This window comes from Sphingomonas sp., assembly GCF_965200105.1.
GTDB lineage: Bacteria > Pseudomonadota > Alphaproteobacteria > Sphingomonadales > Sphingomonadaceae > Solisphingomonas.
The window spans coordinates 1,749,976-1,768,408 of the sequence record NZ_CBDATN010000002.1 but is presented as its reverse complement, the minus strand read 5'-3'; the positions used below and the strand labels follow the sequence as shown (position 1 = coordinate 1,768,408).

The window sequence follows — 18,433 nt, the reverse complement described above, 5'->3', positions numbered from 1 at the left end:
TAGTTTGGCAGCACGGCTAACTCAGCAACGCCTCTTCACTCGGCCCGGCGCATAGCCGGGCCATTTCTAAACCGCCGCCGATACTGCGGCTCCCCGCCGGCAACCATACTCCGCCCGCGCAGGACACCTTCGAGATGCCCACTAAGAAAGAGAGCTACGACATCGACAGCTTGCTCGACGCCGCCGAGCCGATCACGCCGGTGCCGATCGAGCAGCGCGTTATGAACACCGCCGAGCGCCCGTACCTCAGCACCGCGTACCTCGCGGGCCACCTCGTCAGCGCGAAGCCGCTCGGCACCAAGGCGGATCGCTTCTCAGCCTTCGGTTTCGCTTGTCCCGTCTGCGGCAAGGAGGCGACCGTTGCCACCGGCTTCTCCACGGGCGCTCCGTTCGTGCTGACGTGCGCCGGTGGTTGCGAGATCGCTCGGCTCCGTGAGGCGCTGCATAGGATTGCCCCGCTCGCGTTCGAGGTGCGTGACGACGTTCTTTACTCCTTCGGCCCGGACGCGGAGCGACGGGTTCTTGACGCGGTTGTACACGGCAAGGTCGCCCAGTTCCTGGATCACGACGAGCGCGCAACACTGCGTAAGTTTCGGGCCAGCGGCGGCGGTGACGTGACGCCCTTCGCGTATCGCGGCCCCAGCGGCGCCCCGATCATGTTCACCTTCCGGCGGCGCGTCGGCGAGCGGAAGAAGTTCCTACCGGCGCATCTAGAGGTAGACGCCAGCGACAACGCCGACATGGTGTTCCGCTTTCCCTCCGGTCTCTGGCCGATCTATGGCTGGGATCGGCTCGTCGCGGAGCCGATCGCACCCGTGTTGCTGGTAGAGGGCGAGGGCACGGCCGATGCCGCGCAGGAGCTGTTCCGCGATCACGTCGTCGTGACGTCGGCGTCAGGCTCCGGCAACGTGAGCCGTACCGACTGGTCGCCCCTACACGGACGTGACGTGACCATCTGGCGCGATAACGACGCGGCGGGCTCGAAGTACGAGCGCACCGTCGCAGCTCACATCATCGCGGCCCGTGCCGCAAGCGTTCGCACGGTAGCCTTGCCCGCGGGGCTCCCCGATAAGTGGGACCTCGCCGACGAGCCGCCGGCGGGTATGACGCCCGACGATCTGCGCCGGCACCTGACGGAGGCGGCGCCCGTTCAGTGGGACGAGGTGAAGAGCGCGCTTGCACCTCGCGGAGGCGCCAGGCACGCGCCGCCTTTTCGGCTGCCCGACGGTATCTTCGCTCGCGACAAGAGGGTCACGGAGGCTGTCGAGCAGGCTCTCGGCCATATCGATTCCGGCTGTAAGCGCGGTCGGTGGATGGGGATGCTGAGCGCCGTTCACCATGCCCTCGGCGAAGCTGGCTACCGGCTAGCTGACGCTTGGTCGCAACGCGATGCCGCCAGGCACGGGAAGTATATCGACGGTGAGGTGCGCCGTATCTTCGACGCCTACGACGTTGCTCAGCCGCCGACCCCGCTGCCCCTTCTTGCAATGTTCCGCGCAGCTATGAAGGAGGCGCGGGGCCGTACGAAGGGAGAGGGAGCACCCTGGCAGCCATCACCGGAAGCGCTGGCTCTCGCCCACCTCGCTGAGTTCGAGGAGAGCCACCGCAAGCTCACTCGCAAGGATAACGTCGTGGTCGCCTTCCAGCGCCGCGCCGTCGATGGTTCCTACTTCCTTCGCGAGATGCGCGAAAAGAATGCTGAGTCGGTGCTGCGGCGATACAAGGTGCCGAACTTCAAGGGCGAGGTGACGAACATCTTCGACCTCTGGCAGAACCACGCACTGCTGCCCGCACACGAGGCTGTCTTCGAGCCCGTTGGCAGCGTGGCCGACGACGAATTCAACATGTTTCGCGGCTTCGATGTACAACCGGCCCCCGGAGGACGCTACACGCTACTGCGCGAGCACATCGACGCCGTCATGGCCGAGAATGGCGACACGGGGCAGTTTCTTTGGAAGGTGATCGCCTATCGACTTCAGAACCTCAGCGGTTTCGTGCCTGCCGGTCTTGCCTTCACCGGCAAGCAGGGTGCGGGAAAGTCGTCGATCACGCAGGTAATCCGTCGGCTACTCGCCCCGCACAGCATCTCGCTGTCAGATCCGGACAAGTTTCTCGGGAAGAACAACGCGGCGCTTCAGGATAAGCTCTTCGTACAGGCCGAGGAGATGGATCTCGGAAGAAGTATGGCTTACCATCATAGGCTCATGCATTTTGTGAATGGTGATAAGCTCGACCTAGAGAACAAGTACCTCTCGCAGTTCCAAGCGGACAATCATCTTTTCATAGCGATCACGTCGAACGAGCGTAATCTTGTTCGGATCAGCGCCGATAGCCGTCGGTTCGCGATCTATGAAGTGACCGATCGCCTCGGCGGCGACGAAGCTGCACGAAGGGAGTGGTACGGCCAGATGTGGGCGGAACTCGACGACGGCGGCTACGAAGCGCTCGCTTACGATCTCCTGCGGGTCGATCTCACAGGTTTCTCGCCGGCGGTGATACCTAAGACGCACCTGTTCCGCGAACTCGCACAGGATGACGCTGATCGTGATCTGCAGCGCGTCTGGTGGCGCGAAACGCTGGAGCGCGGCGTCCTGGCTGAGACAGATGGGAAGTCGACAGACTGGTCGGCCCCCCTCCCTAAAGACGCTCTCTACGGGCGCTATCGCGGCTGGTGCGAGGCGAATGCGCCCGAGGCCCGCGCGAAGGTACGCTCAAAGGCGGAGTGGGCGAAGGAGTTAGGCAAGATGCTCCCTGGTGGACTGCCCGCCAAGCGGATCATGGTCGCAGGCAAGCGGGATCAGTTCCTCGCGCTTCCGCCCTATGAGGCATGCTGCGCCTACTTTGAGAAGGTCAGCGGTCAAACGATCGACCGCTCACCGCAACCCGCCCAGCTTCGCTCCGCCATCTAGCTGCCAGGGGTGCTGCCCGCCGCTGCCAGGGCCGGCAGCACTCCGCTGGTAGTCTAAAGCACTCGCTACGCTCACCTTTTTCCCTTCTGCCACCCCTACCAGGGGTACTTACAAAAGAGAGAATTAGTATTAGAGGTGCAGGTACAAAGGTGTATTGCTGAGTTGCTGGGGTGGCAACCCTGGTAGGGGTGGTAGACGCTTGAAGAGGATCGCTCCTCGGGCGAGCGACAGGCGCGGTTTACCCGCGTTCGGCGGCTGCGAGACGATTTTTCCACCCGCAGCTGCCGCGTAACGCGTCGGGGGATAACGCGAGTACCCCCACCCACAAGGCGGTAACGCGGGCCAATTGCCAACTCGGGCAGGGCTATGCTGCGGCTGCGGCTAATAGTGACGGCCATTGGCGGTGTAAACGCATGTGCGGTGGCGGCGTGGTCGCGGATGTACGAGCCGCACCCTCTGTCCAAGCGCGATGCGCAGCGGGGCACATCCATAGTGGGTGGCGGCGTGCCTTGCAGCGTGCAGACAGCATCGCATTACCATCGTTGCTGCCGCACCCCTGGCAGCATGGGTGGCAGCACCACGAGGTGGGCACCGTCACCGTGCATCGCGGCGCGGCGGCGGTGGCCGGCGTCGTGGTGCATCATGGCGAGCTGCCGGACACCGCGACAGGAGGGCAAACTGAAGGAGCGTCCGTTCGCGTGCACGTCGGCAGCGCACCTGTCCTGGAAGCGACGCCGATCACCGCGGGGTAGCTGGTCGAGCCGCCGGCCCTGCGTAGCGTCCTTGCGGCGGCTGCGTTGCCGACAAGCCTAGCCCCTCTGCCGAGGCCGCTTGCGAGCACCTACATTGCGGGTATGACCAACGCATCCGCGCCGCTCGTGCTGGCGCTAGGGGACAGCCTTACCGCGGGCTACGGCCTGGCGCCCTCCGCCTGCTTCCCGGCGCAACTCCAGACGTTGCTAGGCCAGCACCGGGCTGGCGCCATCGTGCACAACGCTGGCGTGAGCGGCGACACGACCGCGGGTGGCATCCGGCGCCTGCCGCGCGTGCTGGCAAGCCTCTCCCGCAAGCCTGACCTCGCTATCGTGGAGCTTGGTGCGAACGACGTGTTGTTCGGCGTGCCGCCCGAGCGCACGCGCGCGAACCTGGACGCCATACTGCTGGAGCTGGGGCGCTGCGGTGTGCCCGCGCTGCTCGCCACCTTCGAGCCGCCGGCTTTCCTCGGTCCAACCGCGGCGCTCTACCAAGATATCTACGCTGACATGCGCGCTCGGCATGGCGTTGCGACCCACCCCTTCTTCCCGCCGGGCGTAGTTGGCCGTCCGGAGCTGACGTTGGCCGATCGCATCCACCCGAACGCGCGCGCAATCGAGATCGTCGCGGCCGCCTTCTTGCCGGCAGTGCTCGCGGCACTCGACGGCGAGTGGCTGATGCAGATGCGGCGATTGTGAAGCAGACTTCTGACACCTGTAAAGCCTCTGAAAACCCGCGACCGCGTCCCCGGTGTCAGAACCGTCCGGTTCTGACACCAGTCCGCGTGATCTCAGGCATTTTTCTCACCCTGCAAGGCACACATTCACCCTGCGTCGGGACGCACGTAACAGCGAGCAGGTCGACTTCCGCCCCACAATCATTATGCAGAAACGCAAGCGAGGACCACATCAATCTCAGGGGAGCATTTCAGGATGGCTGATACAGCGGGGGAGTTGGTGCGGCTTACCCAGTTTCGAGTCACTGGGCTGTTTGGCGAGTTTAACCACCGCATAGATTTTAACCAGAACGATAGAGTTACAGCGCTGATCGGTCCGAACGGTCTCGGCAAGACCGCCTGCCTCCGTCTTATAAATGCGCTTTTCCGCAAGCAGTGGTCCGTCTTTTCGTCCACTGATTTCACCGAGGTGGAATATGTGTTCTCGAATGGGAACACTGTTACTGTTAGTCACATTAACACCACAGACTCGGATACTGAAGTAAGTGATGCTTTGGGCATCAGATTACGCACTCGTCTCGCGAGCGCCGATGAGGGGGAGATCTGGTCCCCGCGTGTGGTTGAGGAAGCACCTGGTAGGCTCGGTAGGATCGACGGCTACTTGCCATACGTAACACGCACCGGCCCGAGGATGTGGACCAGAGGTGGCTCGGTTTGTCTGCACAGGCTCGCGGCTCGGATAAGTGGACTGCCGCTGGTTGATCATGCCGCTGCGAGAAGCGGGTGGTTGAAGTATATCTGGTCGGGCGTTCTGCCGCCTAGCGCCGAGTGCGGTCGGACGGCATTGTAGAAGCCGAGGTAGCGGCCGATGCCGTCGCGAGCCTCGGGGACCGACGCGTAGGCGTGGAGATAGACCTCCTCGTATTTCACCGAGCGCCAGAGGCGCTCCACGAACACGTTGTCGCGCCAGCGACCCTTTCCGTCCATGCTGATGGCGACCTTCTCGCGGTGCAGGACGGCGGTGAACGCCGTGCTCGTGAACTGCGCGCCCTGGTCGCTGTTGAAGATCGCCGGCCTGCCGTGGCGGGCGATCGCCTCCTCCAGCGCCTCGATGCAGAACGCGATCTCGAGCGAGATCGACACCCGCCACGCCAGCACGCGCCGGGTGAACCAGTCGACGATGGCGACGAGGTAGACGAAGCCGCGAGCCATCGGGATGTAGGTAATGTCCGTTGCCCACACCTGGTTCGGCCGCGTCACCGCCAGCTTGCGCAGCAGGTATGGATAGATCTTGTGCCCCGGTGCCGGCTTCGACGTGTTCGGCCGCCGGTAGATCGCCTCCAACCCCATCCGCTTCATCAGCGTCGCGACATGCAGCCGACCAACGCTCACGCCCTCCTGCCGGAGCAGGTCGCGCAGCATCCGGCTGCCGGCGAACGGATAGAGCAGGTGCAGCTCGTCGATCCGCCGCATGATCGCCAGGTCAGTGCCCGGCACAGCGCGTGGCAGATAGTAGATGCTGCCGCGGCTGATCCCGAGCTGCCGCACCTGGGCAACCAGCGGCAGCGCATGACCACGGTCGATCATCGCTTTGCGCTCGGCAACAGACCGGCCTTGCCGAGCGCACCGGCCAAAAAATCATTCGCCAGCGTCAACTCGCCGATCTTCGCGTGCAGCACCGTCACATCGACGGTTGGCTCTGTCGCTGTGGGCTCCGACCCGAACACGTCCGCTGCCCCCTCAAGCAGCCGTGCCCGCCACTGGTTGATCAGGTTCGGATGCACGTCATACTGCTGCGCCAGCTCGGCCAGCGTTTTCTCGCCCTTCACGGCAGCCAGCGCCACCCTGGCCTTGAACGCCGGGCTGTGGTTCCGGCGCGGTCGCTTGCTCATCTTGCCTCCTGCTCGCGGCCAGCATGGCCGCTGTCAGATCGGCAATCCACTTATCCCCGCTGTGCAGATTCCCCGAGCCACCTCTGACCCACGATTCTACCCGGCAGACATACAATCTTCAGGAGCTTATCGAGGCATTCGGGGATCAACTGCCCGACCACGTTGCAAGATCATTTAGCTCCGCTCCACCTAGCGCCTTGGGTCACCTCATTAGTCAAGTGGATTGTCATTTAATCGAAACTCAACGACTACTTGTGTTTCAGAACGATGAGTTTCGCCGTGGAGCACCGCAGGCTTCGACTTTAGCCATATCGCGTAAGGCCCAAGCATTAAAGGCGATCATCGCACGCGAGCTAGCTACTTACGCCTCTATCTCGCAGTCGCTTGACCGGTCTTTCCCCCGGCGGGTTCTCCAGCTCGGGCCTATAAAGCCTTCAGAGGACATTACTAAGAATCTAGAGGAACTAGATATTCTTAGAAGAGGGCTAACCGAAGCGGGAATCTTGGCTCAAGAAGCAGAGGACGCTATTCCTCCTGTGCGAGAGTTGGACTCGGCGGTTGCCGCCGTTCTAAGCGTGTATGTAGAGGATACTCGCAAGAAACTTGAGGTTCTCGCGCAGCTAAGAGAGCGCATACTACTTTTTATTGAGTTAATCGATAATAGGTTTGAGCCAAAGCGAGTTCTTGTCGACAAGGGTGTCGGGTTTATTGTTCAGAGAAGCAGCGATGTGAACGTTCCTCTAGAAAAGCTCTCGTCCGGCGAGCAGCATCAGCTAGTCTTGTTTTTTGAGCTTCTTTTTGAGCTTCAGGAGAATGCCTTAATATTGATCGACGAGCCAGAGTTGTCGCTCCATGTCGGATGGCAGAAGAAGTTTATACCTGACTTGAAACGGATTATTTCTCTAAACAAGTTTGATGTTTTATTGGCGACGCACTCACCGCAGCTGGTTGGTGAGTGGGAAAGCTTGGTTGTTGAACTCGGCGACGTTGATCCAGAATGAGATCCATGTCCCGACATATTCGTCCTTCGGACATCTCTGCACAGCTAAGGATGGAACGCCAGCGTCATCGCGGCGTCTTCGCCTTGGTGGAGGGAGCCACCGACATCCGAAGATTTAGGAAGTTTTTCGACCCCCAGAGTTGTTCGTTTGTAAACTGCTTTGGCAAGGATAACGTAATCGGAGCCATTGATATAGAACAGAACTCTGGTCGTTGTGACTCTTTGGGTTTCGCTGACGCCGACTTTGATAGGGTGCTAGGCAATCATGTCGAGAATGGCGACATAATACATTCCGCTCATCACGACTTTGACACCGATGTCTGTGCTACGTCTGCAATGCATAGATATTTGGACGAAATGGGCGAGGAGCAGAAGATAGTTAACCGCGGCGGAAAAATCGCTGTCATAGAGCAGCTATTAGCCACACTAAAGCCGTTATCGGCGATGCGGTTTGCAAACCAGAAGCATCTTCTGGCTTATTCATTCGACAAGATCGATGTCTCTCAATTCTTCGATGGAGGCGACTTAGACATCGATAAAATGATCGACCATGTCTCTACCGGAAGGTTTGTTACTGACCAGCATAAAACAGCGCTTCGTGGATTCGTAGACCGCTACACAGCTGCTGAAATTGATCTCTGGCAGTTTACAAACGGGCATGATCTTATCGAGGCTTTAGGCATCGCGCTGCGTGATCGCCTTGGTTGCCGTCGCCCTCCACAAACGTGGCGATCAGAGGTAGAAAAGCATCTCCGGCTGACATTTGACGCGTCCGACTTACAAGAATGCGGGCTCAAGAGTATGGTAGAGACTTGGGAAGTGAGGACCGGTCAACGAGTAATGGCAGTCCGTTAACTTCGCCTTTAATCTATTAAGGAACTGATAATGGCCAATAACTTGCACATATCGTATGACCTGATGGCACCGGGGCAAAGCTATCAACGTGTCATAGAGAGTATCAAGCAGCTCGGAAACTGGGCAAAAGTTGGATATTCATTTTGGTATGTCAACTCGATTTACACTGCATCTCAGGCGCGTGATCATGTCATGAAAGCCATGGATGCTGGAGATAAGCTGTATGTGGTCGATGCGACAAACGGGGCGTCGGCGTGGCACGGTTTATCCAGTGAGGTGAGTACTTTCATATTGGACAAATGGTCCAAGTAAATGACGTCCTGCCAAACGGCCCGCCAGTAGCAATACTCCGCCTTCACCCTAGGATCTGCTAGTGATGTCAAAACCGAGCGGTTGTGACACCGTCCGGCACCTGCTGCCTATCCGTACCGGTTGGCACGCCGCCCGGGAAGGCCGACTCCTGCCACGATCACCCTGACCCACGAGCCCAAACGGGCGTTACGGCTGCTGTGTCAGCCCCCCGACGATCATCCTGACCGCTCGCCGTCACTTGCTCGATGCCTCAGCGACCGTATCGACACTCTCGAAGGAGACGGCCTCATGCGATTACTCGTGCTCTCGCGCCTGATGGGCGCCTACGGCCTGTGGGCCATCGCGTACAATCTGCTCCACGCGCACTGATCGCTACCGGCGCTGCTCGCGCACCATCCGCCGGAACTCAGCCTCCGTGGCGGGGCCGATAGGCGGATGTTCGGCCGGCTGATCCGACGCGGACAGGATCGGGAACTTGGCGCGACATCGGCCGCAGCGGAGCTTCTTGCCGATCGCGACGAACGAGGTGTCCCGCCGCCGTATCGCGCACAGCCGCAGGAGCGGCTCGACGTCCACCACCCGGCTGGGCGCCTTAAACCCATAGTGCGTTCCAAGGCGGCTTCGTATTGGGCGGATCTCGGGTAAGGACCACCCTCGCCACGCTCGCCGCCAGAAGCTCGGCGCTCTCCCAATCCTCAACCTGCTCAGGTGAGTAGAGAACGTCATAGAAATCGTAGAGGTGCGTAGAAATAGCCTGGCGAGCAGCCAAGTCATCAGGACCATCCTCTGTGCTGATCCATGCATTGTAGAGTGCCGACAAGCCGGCGCTCAGCACTTCTGCCTGCTTCTCGCGAAGCACGAAAACGCGCGCTCTTGTCATACTCTCCTCCTTAGCTGCAATAAGAAAACGCGCGGCGGCTCTCTTACGTTCGGTAGAAGTGCGATGAAGCTAAAGGAGACAAGCTCCACTCGTAGCCACGGCCCTTCCCTGGATGAAGGACGCGCAAGTCTGCTGGCAGGTAAACTCTTTCGTAGCAGTCCGTTGGTGTGTTGCGGTTCCTTAGAGGTCTACGCCCATACCTTTGCACGAATTTACCAATAAGGTCAGCTTCTACGCCTTCGCAAATCGTGCCATGGCGTCGAACGCGAGGCTCGCAGTAGTAAACTCTTATCCTCAGATCCGGAAATCTCTTCGAAAGGTGCCCGATCCACGTCTTTATGTGTGATGTTATTCTCTGCTGGAACTGGCCCTTCCCAATATAAGCAACGTGCGAGTGCTCCTCGCCATAGCTGAATGAGAACGGTCGCTGTACACGAATAACGTAGACGGCGCGGTCGGAGAGTACCAGAGAGTCCTTATCGACGTCGGCGGCCGCTATGAAGGCGCGCCATCCTGACACTCCATGTGCCTTGAAAGTGAAGCTTCGCCACTCGAGCTTAACATGTGCAGCCATACAGTCCGCATGCCCCCCGTGGACACCGTGCCAGAGACGCAAAGTAGCCGCAACTCGAGTGTGCTATCCCGACAGCGCTCGCCTCACCTGCTGCGGATACCACGACCCACCGCCCGGCGCCGGCACGCCGCCCACGTTGAGCGCGAGAGCCAACTCTCTCGCCGTGCGAGCGCCGGCTGCCGCGTAGCGCTCCAGCAGCGGCCGTAGCCCGGCGGCACGCGCGCCAGCCTCTGCCGTGCGCTTGGTACCGCTTACGGCCGCCGCCGCCCGGCAGCCATCCAGCAGCGCCACCGCGCCTCGCGGGTTGCCGAGCCGGGTGCCCCTCGCCTTCGCCGCCGCCAGCGCCGCCTTCGTCCGCTGGCTGATCATCTCGCGCTCGTGCTCAGCCATGGCTGCGAGCAGGTGCAGCGTCAGCCGGTTGGCGTGGGGCATGTCGCACGCCACGAACTCGACGCCACCGTCCATCAGATTGGCGATGAAGGCGACGTTGCGCGCCAGCCTGTCCAGCTTGGCGATCACCAGCGTGGCGCGGTGCAGCCGGCAGGCCGCCAAGGCGGCCGTCAGCTGCGGCCTGTCCGCGCGCTTGCCAGACTCCACCTCCACGTACTCGGCGACGAGACGGTGGCCGGCGGCCGCGGCGTAGGCGCTGACGGCGGCGCGCTGTGCCTCCAGCCCCAAGCCGCTGGCGCCTTGCCTTGCGGTGGAGACGCGGAGGTAGGTGACGATCTGCATGGTGCGCGCTCCCGTCAGGCCGCCGCGGCGACAGGTTCGGCCGCCGGCTCGGCGTCCGCCAGCGCGAGGAACCCGTTGCGCACCGCGCCGGCCACGTAGCCCTGGCACCAGCCCTTGTCGTCGGGCCGCGCCTTGCCGTGCGGGAAGTCGGCGCCCGCCATCGCGGCGACCAGCTCCGCCCGCCCGACGCTGCCACCGCGCTCTGCTACCAGCGCTACGATCACGGCGACGATGGTGCCGGGGTTGGGTGTCACGGCGCCGAGCGTGATCATCTGATCGGCCACGTCGCGGCCGCGGCGCTGGTAGCCGGCCGCCTTGCGCCTGGCGGTGAGGCTCTGGAAGGCGCTCTCGTCCTCGGCAGACCACACCGGAGCGGCGGGGGGTAGCGTTGGCGGCGGCGCGGCGGCGGGCGCTGGAGAGGCCTGTGCGGGCGGGGGCGGCGCCTCCTCGCTTGCGTCTCCCGTAGCGTCCTCGGCGTCCGGCGCCATGTCAGCCGATGACGACACAACATCGCCGGCAGCGTCCGCGGGAAAGCTGTCCTCCAGCCTCTCGCCCGCGGGCGCGCTCTCCGCCTGCTCGCGCGCTTTCCGCTCCAGCAGCTTGCGGCTGCTGCCTGTGCGGATGCCGAGCTTGGGACGGGCCGGCGTGTCGGCGGATGCTGCTTGTGTCACGGTGCGAAACTCCCCTGGGATTGTTCCCTGTTGGTTCGATGCCAGGAGAGCAGAGAAGCGCAAGTGATCGCGGAGGGGACCCAACAGGGGGTATTCCCCCTGGGGGGAAGCTATGGGTTCAGTGGCCGCGATTGGAATTTCTCGACGCTCGACGTCGAGCTTTCAGCGGAGCAATCGACGGCGGAGTTTGGTGGTTGGCGGTCGGTCGGCTTTGAGCCTGCTGCTGGCGAAAGCTGCCGTTGTCGATTGTGCAGCCTGAGGGTAGATTGGGCCCGTGCGAAAGAGGAGCGCGCAATGCTCGCAGCAGTTCTACTGATGGGAGAAGTCGCAGCGACGGGAATGATCCAAATGGGCCCCAGAGCGATATTGACCTACACCGTTCAGCAATCAGAAGACGCTCACTGGTCAGGGGCACCATCGGCTAGGGACATCGCAGCGACCAAAGCCGCTCGAATTCCTGGCGGGTCAAGAGCTGCTCTGAAATGCACAGCGGACAAGCAGGGACAGGTCACGAACTGCGAGGTGGTAACAGCCGAGCCCGATCGTCCGGAAGTAGGTGCGGCGGCTCTAAAGATGGCTACTCTCTACAAGTTGGACGCTGATGGGACGCAGAAGATCAAGTGGTCCAAGAATGCTCCCGTGATTTGGTTACAGATCATGTTTCCCGACTCTGGAGGAGTGACGCCAAACGATTGCCACCCAGCGTTTGGCTGCATTATTGAGCACATGCCACCACCGCCGCCGCCGCCGCCATCCGCATCGCGCGTTCGGTGAGCGATGGCTTGCAGGTTCTTCTGACGGCTAAGCGAAGGGCGACGAATGGGCGCATTCTGCCCGGCTGCTCCTGATGTCCGCTTCGGCCGAGCCGAACGGCGCAGAGTGGTGGACAGCGGACATTGACCGACAAGTGAATGTTGCGGAAGGTGCCGCATGGACGCTCGCAAAGAGAAGCTGCCGAGGGGGCGCGGCTATCCGCTCAAACCTTCGTCGCTTGAGGAGGCTATCGGTGCGGCGCGCCTGCAATTGCCGGTTCGCCTGACGAGATGGGACTACAAGAGGCAGGAGACGTTTGAAGCTACCTTCTATCCCGAGGGAAGCTGGCCAGAGGAACTCTGTTTTTGGGTATCTTGCGGCGCTGCGCCATCAGAGCGGGTGGCCGAGATACGCGGATTCCTAGAGACTGAATGCATTCCAAATTTCATCCGATGGGCTCAGGAGATAGAGGCGCTTGACGCTAGGTCACCTCGCCGACGTGAGCATCAGCGGTTCAAATGGGACTTTCCCCACCCAGAGGCCTGATGTCCGCAAATGGGCGGTTCGCGCCGGTTCTCACCATGCCTCGTTGCCGACCCATCCAACGTGCGGGAAGTTCTTCGTCGCCTCGCCAAGGATGCAGTTGATCTGCCGATCGGACGCCGAAGGCGGCGGCGCGATGTGGACGCCACCATTCCGGTAGTTCACCCACGACTGCGGTACATGGCATTTCGCACGTATGCGATGCGCATCATCAGCCGTTAAGGCCGGCGGGGCGGGAAGAGCCGCCGCAACCGCAAGGAGAAATCCTACCATCGTCTCGGCCCTGTCCGCTTTCAGGAACGCTGCACGATCACGCTGCCGTCGGCAACTGGGCGATAGCAGACCACCGGCTAAGCCTCGTCCCGCCTCGTCGGGAACACCGGCCCGCGCACCGTCATCCGCCCGGCTTCGTACGGCCTCTGCAGCGCCGTCACCTCCTCGTACGATCCGCGCAGCCACGTATCCACGTCCTCCGGCGGGAGGATCGTGATCATCGCCTTGGGATGGATCGGCCGCACCAGCTCGTTGGGATCGCACGTCACCATCGTGAAGCCGCGGCCCACGCGCGTGCGCTGCCAGAAGCCGGCGACGGCGAACACCGGTTGATCCGGCACGGCAAACCACATCTCCCCCTTGAGCGGCGGCTTGCCGTCGCCGAGATCTTGCTTCTCCGGCGTCCACTCGCAGAACTCGGTCAGCGGCACCAGACAGCGGTTCTCCGGCCGCTCGGCCAGGCGCCGCCACTGCGGCAGCCCCAGGTTGCGCACGTTGGTCATAGGCCAGGCCGCCTGCCCGCCGAGCACGTCCCACTCCTGCACGTCCCAGGCGCGCACCCCGTCCTGCTCGCGGATGACGTAGGCGCGGCCGCGGGGCCGCAGCTCGCGCGGATCGAAGCGGTTGTCGCGCGGTCGTTCGTCGAACAGGGTGGCGGCGGCGCCGCAGATCGTCTCGGGCTCGTGGGACATGCGGGCGCGGTTGCACATGGGGCCGTTATGCCCGGCGCTAACGACACCTGCTAAGCCGCTGGCGGCTGGCGGTCTGCGGACTAGATCGGCTCAGTTCCGCTTGGCGCAAGCGCTTCCAGCGAGCATTCTCGCGGCATGCGCGCACAGACCCTCGTCGGTTTCGACTCTGCCTGGACGGACAATCCGCGGGCGCCGGGTGCAATATGCGCCGTGCGACTGGAGGATGGCACCGCGCCCGTCTTCTACGCGCCGCGGCTCGTCCGCTTCTCGGAAGCGCTCGCGTTCGTCGACGAGGCGGCGGTCGACTACACCCTTATCGCGCTGGACCAGCCTACGATCGTGCCGAACGCGACGAGCATGCGGCCGGTGGAGCGGGTGGCGGCTTCGGTGATCAGCTGGATCGGCGGCGGGGTGCAGCCAGCCAACAGGGGCAAGATCGGCATGTTCTGCAACGACTCGCCAATTTGGCCGTTCCTCGCTGCCCTGTCCGCCATCGAGGACCCTATTGTCGCACGAACCGCGACATCGGGACGCTACCTCATGGAGGTGTTCCCGGCGCTCGCCCTGGCGTCGCTCGATCCGAGCTTCTTCACGCGGATGGGTGCGCCCAAGTACAACCCGGCAGTTCGGCGTCGCTTCCGGCCGGACGACTGGCGCCAGGTGTGCGCGGCCGCCGCCAGATCGTTCGATGGCTGGGGCGTCGCGGACGCCGCCGCCTGGTGTCGCGCCGCCGGCGAGCTGCCCGCACCGCGCAAGGCGGATCAGGATCGTCTGGACGCCATGCTGTGCCTCGCCGTTGCGATGCACTGGCGGATCGAGCCGGCCGAAAGATCGATCATGTTAGGCGATACGGTATCCGGTTACATGGTCGCGCCAGCCTCGGCAGATGTACGCTCGCGTTTAATCGCGGCGGCGGGACGCACCGGCGTTCCATACGCCTGACGCTCCCCGACATCGGCTGCGGCCCTAGTCCACCTCCTCCACCGTCGCGCCGTCCGCGTCGATGCGATACGTCGCGCCCTCGGCCAGTGCGGTATTTCACGCAGTGCGCGATGATCTGGCCTGCCGAGTCGGGGTAGAGATCGGTCACGCGCGCGCAAAGAAAGCCAGCGCTGTTGATGGCGAGCGCAACCAGTCTGTTGCGCGGCAGACGGTCCAGCCCGTCGCCCGTGTCCGCCGCCTTACCCTCGCGTCGCCGCGCCGCCTTCGCCCGCGCCGCGCAACCGGCGGCAGGTTCGGACGGCGGCCGAACGCTGGCGTCTACCACCTGCTCCTGATCGTATACCGGCGTATCCACGACGCTCGTAGGATCGTTGAAGCGCTTCGCCTCCCCGTAGTCGACGTGCAGTGAGGCGCGGGCGACAGGATGTGGCAATTGTATTTGCTGGTCGTACGTCGCGGTGACGAAGCCGCTGGATCGCTCGTCGGCGATCTGCGTATCAGGCAGGCTCACCTCCGTCGTGCAGCCTAGCTCGTCCATGAGCGTGAGCTTCGGCGCGTACCAGCCATCAAGCCCCTTCGAATAGGTCGCGCTGCCTGAAACGCGGTAGGCCTTGCGGTCGGTGGTGCGCTCCACCTTCCAGCTGACGTTCGAGGCAGTCGGATTGGACGTGCTGCCACACGCAGTCACGAACGACCCGGCCGCCGACGCGAGTGCGGCTATGAGGAAGGGGCGAGGCCGCGTCACTTCGCCACCTCAATCCGATACCGCAGCCCGTCGCTGCTCAACGCCAGCAGCGTGATCTTCGTGTCGCGCCAGGTGACGGTCTGTGGGTAGGCATCGGTGATCGGGAAGCTGAGGTCCTCCGTGAACGCCGGCCGCGCCATGTCGTTGGAGAACTCGCGATAGCTCAGCCGCAGCGTGCCGGCGGCGGCACCCTGGTAGATCAGCGTCGCCTGATGATTATTAGCGCCGGCGTTCTCCGGCACGTCTGACAGCTTGTACGGCAGCGGCCCCTTGAGCAGCTTGGTAGTGCCCATCACCGACTGTGCGGAGACGCTGTCGAAGGTCCCGTCGCGATCCCGATCGGTGAGGCAGGCGCCACCCGTCTGGTTCATCATGTTGGTGTAGGTGTCCTTCGCCACCGTACAGACGCGCAGCTTCTTCGGCGTGTCGGTCTCGGCCTTCATCGGCGAGCCCGCGCTGATCCGGATGCTACCCTGCATGCCGAGATCGACGTCCACGTCGCGCTCGAGGATCACGCCCGGCACGACGATCATGTTGTACCGCTTGAGCAGCGGCGAGCCGATGGTGACGACGCTCTCGACGCCAGGCTCCGGCTTCTGCCCGACCTCGCGGTGCGCGCTCTGTGCGGGCGCCGACGCTGCCACGAAAGCCGCCAGGATCGCAGCCGCCGCGATACGTGTTCCGATCTTGATTCTCACCCGTCGCCTCCCTCTCGGCGACGCTGGCACCAGCCGGCGCCGCCCCTAGTCCATCTCGGGGCGGCGCCGAAGCCGGATGTTGGAAACCCTGGCAGTGCGCAAGGCGCATGCGCCTTTACCGTTGCCGGCTGGACATGCGCGCATGCCACCCGGCCCCAGGATTGATCCCGCGACCGGTTGCACTGCAGAAGGGGTTTCCACGCCCCGCTCCCCCGGCTTTCACGAAGGAGCGGGCGAACCTTAGGTGGCGGCGAGTGACGTTGGCAAGTGACGGCGGGCGGCTGGACACAGCGCGGACCGCCATGCGATCCCTTCAGCAAGGGGAGACGCGGCGTGGCGAAGCTCAACAGGAAACAGATCCAGGCCCAGGCCCTGGAGCTGCTGGAGGCGACGCCCGGCGGCATTCGCTGGGGCGAGATGCTGAAGGCCATCCACGCGGCCGATCCCGAGACGCCGCCTAACAGCATCCATGGCGCATTGCAGAATCTGCTCACGAGCAGCGACGACATCGCCAAGGTGGCGCGCGGCACCTACCAGCTTACAAAGTACCAGGACGCCCAGGCGAGCGCAGCCATCGCACAGGACGAGGCCGTGGCGAATGAGCCGCTGATCGTCGAGACACCCTCGCACGCCAAGGTGACGCTCCTAGAAGCCGACTTCTACGGCAGCTTCGCCGAGTGGCTGTCGGACGTCGCCGAAGAGGTCAACGTCGCCGTCGCGCTCGGCGGCAGTATCCTCAAGGGGAAGTGGGGCACGCCGGACGTGATCGGCGTGCTCAAGCCGCGAGCGCAGGACATCCTGAAGTTCGAGCCGCAGATCGTCTCGGCCGAGATCAAGATCGATCCGGGCCAACCGGTCGTCGCGTTCGGGCAGGCGGTGGCGTACCGCCTGTTCTCCTACAAGAGCTACATCGTGGTGCCGCGAACGACGAGCGAGGACGATCTAAGCCGATTGAAGGCGCTGTGCAGCATCCACGGCGTAGGGCTGGTGACGTTCACGCTCGACAAGGCGGCGCCCGACTACACCGTCGTCGTGCTGCCGATGCAGGCGAGCCCGGACATGTTCTACGCGAACCAGATGCTTCGGCGGCTGCTGGACAGCTCGGCGGAGCTGTTCAACAAGCTTTTCTGACGCGAGGACGGAGCGCACCGGGATTGACGATGGACTACGAAGCGGACGACGGTGAGCGCGAGTCGAACCTGCCGTGGACGACGGCGCCAAGCGGTCAGGGCAGAAGCTACTGCGCGTGGTGCGGCCGAGACATCCACCTCCCAGCGCACCCCTGCTCGGCTACGGGCGGGGCGGGCATAGCCGCCGCCAACACGATCCCCGGCTTGGGGGAGCGATGCAAGTGGGAGCTGCGGACCCGGGACGTCGGGAGCAATTGAAGGAGCACTGCGATGCTCGCCGTCAGTCCGCGGTCGGCAGATGCTCCACGAGTCTGCCGATGCCCTCCGCGTGGAAGATGTCAGACGAGACGCCGTCGATCTGGACAGCGCGCTCCGGCTTCAGCACCGCCTCCGCCTGATGCTTCGCGTCGAGCTGCGACCACGCCCGCACCGCGCCCTCCAGGCTCGTCACCTCAGCGACGTCGGCGTCGCCGCGCGGGACATTCTCCAGCGATGCGCTCATCCGCCAGTCGATGGTCGGCGTCCGCGCGCCGTCACCCCATGTCGCTTCCGTCATCGCTCGCTTCCTCGTCATGTCGAAAACGACTCAAGGTGGCGACAGGCTCTAAGTTCCACCACGATCGGCTGGGACGCGACCTAGAAGCGAGTGCAACCTGGAACGTCGCACGAGGGAACTGCGCCTTCGCTCGGTCGCTCGTCAGCCTCTCGCTTTCCGGCGAGCGACAGGAGCTTCCCTATGGCTACGCAACCCGATCCCGGCATCGATGTCATCGCGCCGCAGTCGCCTCAAGAGGCGCCGGGCGTCGGCTCACCCGCCGAGGCTCCAAACCCCGACGTGCCCGGCATCTCGCCGCCGGATCCTGGCTACAACGAACCCGGTACCGCGCCATCCGAGACGCCGCCGCCCGGAGAGTAGTGCGCTTCCACCAAGGCCACCTGTACGCCCGCCCGGCGCTGGGCAAGCTCCCGACGATCTCGCCGGCTGGTTGATGCCGGCCTGAACGACATCCTCGGTCCGTCAGAAGGCGGGGAGCGGAGCACAACCTAATTGAGGTCGTGACCGGCTGCGACCGTACGCGGGGACGCAGCTAACCTCTCTGCTCCAAAGGCCGACGGCTCACCACGCGCTACTGGCTCGCAGCGAAGCCCACCAACGCGAGTTACCCCGCTGTTACCCCGATAGCTTCTAAGCCCATCTCAGCCGTTGTCGCTCGGCACCCGGCAACGGGCTTGCCTACCCCCCTAAGCCACGGTAAAGGCCGCCCTCGCTCGGCGGGTATGCCCGCCGCGCGACGCCAGAGCGGGCGTAGCTCAGGGGTAGAGCACAACCTTGCCAAGGTTGGGGTCGAGGGTTCGAATCCCTTCGCCCGCTCCAGATTTCGACAACATTGATAGGTAGTTAG

The 18,433-nt window shown here is 63.3% G+C and carries 18 protein-coding genes and 1 tRNA gene; 10 read left to right on the top strand and 9 right to left on the bottom strand.

All coding sequences use genetic code 11. From position 1 onward, the window contains the following. Positions 1-134: 134 nt before the first annotated feature. The 3 genes from ACOFKX_RS10030 (at position 135) to ACOFKX_RS10020 (ending at position 4,360) form a co-directional block, all read left to right on the top strand. The gene (locus ACOFKX_RS10030) at positions 135-2,909 is read left to right on the top strand and encodes a DUF5906 domain-containing protein (RefSeq protein WP_419826842.1); all 2,775 of its coding nucleotides are present in this window, start codon (positions 135-137) and stop codon (positions 2,907-2,909) included. Between the two features lie 509 nt (positions 2,910-3,418). Continuing rightward, positions 3,419-3,661, top strand: coding sequence for a hypothetical protein (locus ACOFKX_RS10025; RefSeq protein WP_419826841.1), 243 nt, complete (start codon positions 3,419-3,421; stop codon positions 3,659-3,661). Between the two features lie 102 nt (positions 3,662-3,763). Continuing rightward, complete coding sequence (locus ACOFKX_RS10020; RefSeq protein WP_419826840.1) at positions 3,764-4,360, top strand: arylesterase; 597 nt, start codon at positions 3,764-3,766, stop codon at positions 4,358-4,360. Between the two features lie 740 nt (positions 4,361-5,100). Here the strand turns inward: ACOFKX_RS10020 and ACOFKX_RS10015 are convergent. Then, positions 5,101-6,230, bottom strand: a protein-coding gene (locus ACOFKX_RS10015; RefSeq protein WP_419826167.1) for an IS3 family transposase whose coding sequence is annotated in 2 segments (ribosomal slippage) — positions 5,101-5,969 and positions 5,969-6,230 — 1,131 coding nt in all. Because the reading frame shifts where the segments join, the coding sequence is not laid out codon by codon here. A 254-nt stretch (positions 6,231-6,484) separates the two neighbouring features. Here ACOFKX_RS10015 and ACOFKX_RS10010 point away from each other — a divergent pair. From ACOFKX_RS10010 to ACOFKX_RS10000, 3 genes are read left to right on the top strand one after another with little or no spacing between them, the layout of a single operon-like run. After that, entirely contained in the window at positions 6,485-7,231 is a 747-nt protein-coding gene (locus ACOFKX_RS10010) for an AAA family ATPase (protein ID WP_419826839.1), read from the top strand. 5 nt (positions 7,232-7,236) lie between these two features. Beyond that, positions 7,237-8,085, top strand: coding sequence for a DUF4435 domain-containing protein (locus ACOFKX_RS10005; RefSeq protein ID WP_419826838.1), 849 nt, complete (start codon positions 7,237-7,239; stop codon positions 8,083-8,085). A 30-nt stretch (positions 8,086-8,115) separates the two neighbouring features. Then, positions 8,116-8,397, top strand: coding sequence for a CRISPR-associated protein Cas2 (locus tag ACOFKX_RS10000; RefSeq protein ID WP_419826837.1), 282 nt, complete (start codon positions 8,116-8,118; stop codon positions 8,395-8,397). A 372-nt stretch (positions 8,398-8,769) separates the two neighbouring features. Here the strand turns inward: ACOFKX_RS10000 and ACOFKX_RS09995 are convergent, their stop codons facing one another. The 5 genes from ACOFKX_RS09995 to ACOFKX_RS09975 all read right to left on the bottom strand — a co-directional run bounded on the left by ACOFKX_RS09995 (position 8,770) and on the right by ACOFKX_RS09975 (position 13,533). Then, on the bottom strand, positions 8,770-8,976 hold the full coding sequence (locus ACOFKX_RS09995; protein WP_419826836.1) for a hypothetical protein: 207 nt from the start codon (positions 8,974-8,976) through the stop codon (positions 8,770-8,772). A 13-nt stretch (positions 8,977-8,989) separates the two neighbouring features. Continuing rightward, positions 8,990-9,277: a hypothetical protein gene (locus ACOFKX_RS09990; protein WP_419826835.1), complete on the bottom strand. Its 288-nt coding sequence runs from the start codon at positions 9,275-9,277 to the stop codon at positions 8,990-8,992. A gap of 637 nt (positions 9,278-9,914) precedes the next feature. Then, a complete protein-coding gene (locus ACOFKX_RS09985) occupies positions 9,915-10,583 on the bottom strand; it encodes a recombinase family protein (protein ID WP_419826834.1) in 669 nt (222 codons plus the stop codon). A gap of 14 nt (positions 10,584-10,597) precedes the next feature. Then, on the bottom strand, positions 10,598-11,254 hold the full coding sequence (locus ACOFKX_RS09980) for a hypothetical protein (RefSeq protein WP_419826833.1): 657 nt from the start codon (positions 11,252-11,254) through the stop codon (positions 10,598-10,600). A 1,646-nt stretch (positions 11,255-12,900) separates the two neighbouring features. Further along, entirely contained in the window at positions 12,901-13,533 is a 633-nt protein-coding gene (locus ACOFKX_RS09975; RefSeq protein WP_419826832.1) for an SOS response-associated peptidase family protein, read from the bottom strand. Positions 13,534-13,650: 117 nt separating this feature from the next. On the opposite strand from ACOFKX_RS09975, the gene ACOFKX_RS09970 reads away from it, so the two are divergent. Next, on the top strand, positions 13,651-14,457 hold the full coding sequence (locus ACOFKX_RS09970; protein WP_419826831.1) for a DUF429 domain-containing protein: 807 nt from the start codon (positions 13,651-13,653) through the stop codon (positions 14,455-14,457). On the opposite strand, the gene ACOFKX_RS09965 is transcribed toward ACOFKX_RS09970, so the two are convergent. Together ACOFKX_RS09965 and ACOFKX_RS09960 are read right to left on the bottom strand one after the other, a co-directional pair. Continuing rightward, positions 14,351-15,091 carry a hypothetical protein gene (locus ACOFKX_RS09965; protein ID WP_419826830.1) on the bottom strand — a complete coding sequence of 247 codons (741 nt, stop codon included), beginning with the start codon at positions 15,089-15,091 and terminating at the stop codon, positions 14,351-14,353. The genes ACOFKX_RS09970 and ACOFKX_RS09965 overlap by 107 nt on opposite strands. Before the next feature lie 107 nt (positions 15,092-15,198). Further along, positions 15,199-15,900 carry a hypothetical protein gene (locus tag ACOFKX_RS09960; protein ID WP_419826829.1) on the bottom strand — a complete coding sequence of 234 codons (702 nt, stop codon included), beginning with the start codon at positions 15,898-15,900 and terminating at the stop codon, positions 15,199-15,201. Between the two features lie 333 nt (positions 15,901-16,233). Here ACOFKX_RS09960 and ACOFKX_RS09955 point away from each other — a divergent pair, with 333 nt between their 5' ends. After that, positions 16,234-17,031, top strand: coding sequence for a hypothetical protein (locus ACOFKX_RS09955; RefSeq protein ID WP_419826828.1), 798 nt, complete (start codon positions 16,234-16,236; stop codon positions 17,029-17,031). Between the two features lie 279 nt (positions 17,032-17,310). Here ACOFKX_RS09955 and ACOFKX_RS09950 read toward each other — a convergent pair whose 3' ends face one another. After that, positions 17,311-17,586, bottom strand: a complete 276-nt coding sequence (locus ACOFKX_RS09950; protein WP_419826827.1) for a hypothetical protein — start codon at positions 17,584-17,586, stop codon at positions 17,311-17,313. Positions 17,587-17,766: 180 nt separating this feature from the next. On the opposite strand from ACOFKX_RS09950, the gene ACOFKX_RS09945 reads away from it, so the two are divergent. Both ACOFKX_RS09945 and ACOFKX_RS09940 read left to right on the top strand, forming a co-directional pair. Further along, positions 17,767-17,946, top strand: a complete 180-nt coding sequence (locus ACOFKX_RS09945; RefSeq protein ID WP_419826826.1) for a hypothetical protein — start codon at positions 17,767-17,769, stop codon at positions 17,944-17,946. Positions 17,947-18,330: 384 nt separating this feature from the next. Further along, positions 18,331-18,405: transfer RNA gene (locus ACOFKX_RS09940), tRNA-Gly, on the top strand. The last annotated feature ends 28 nt before the right edge of the window (positions 18,406-18,433 follow it).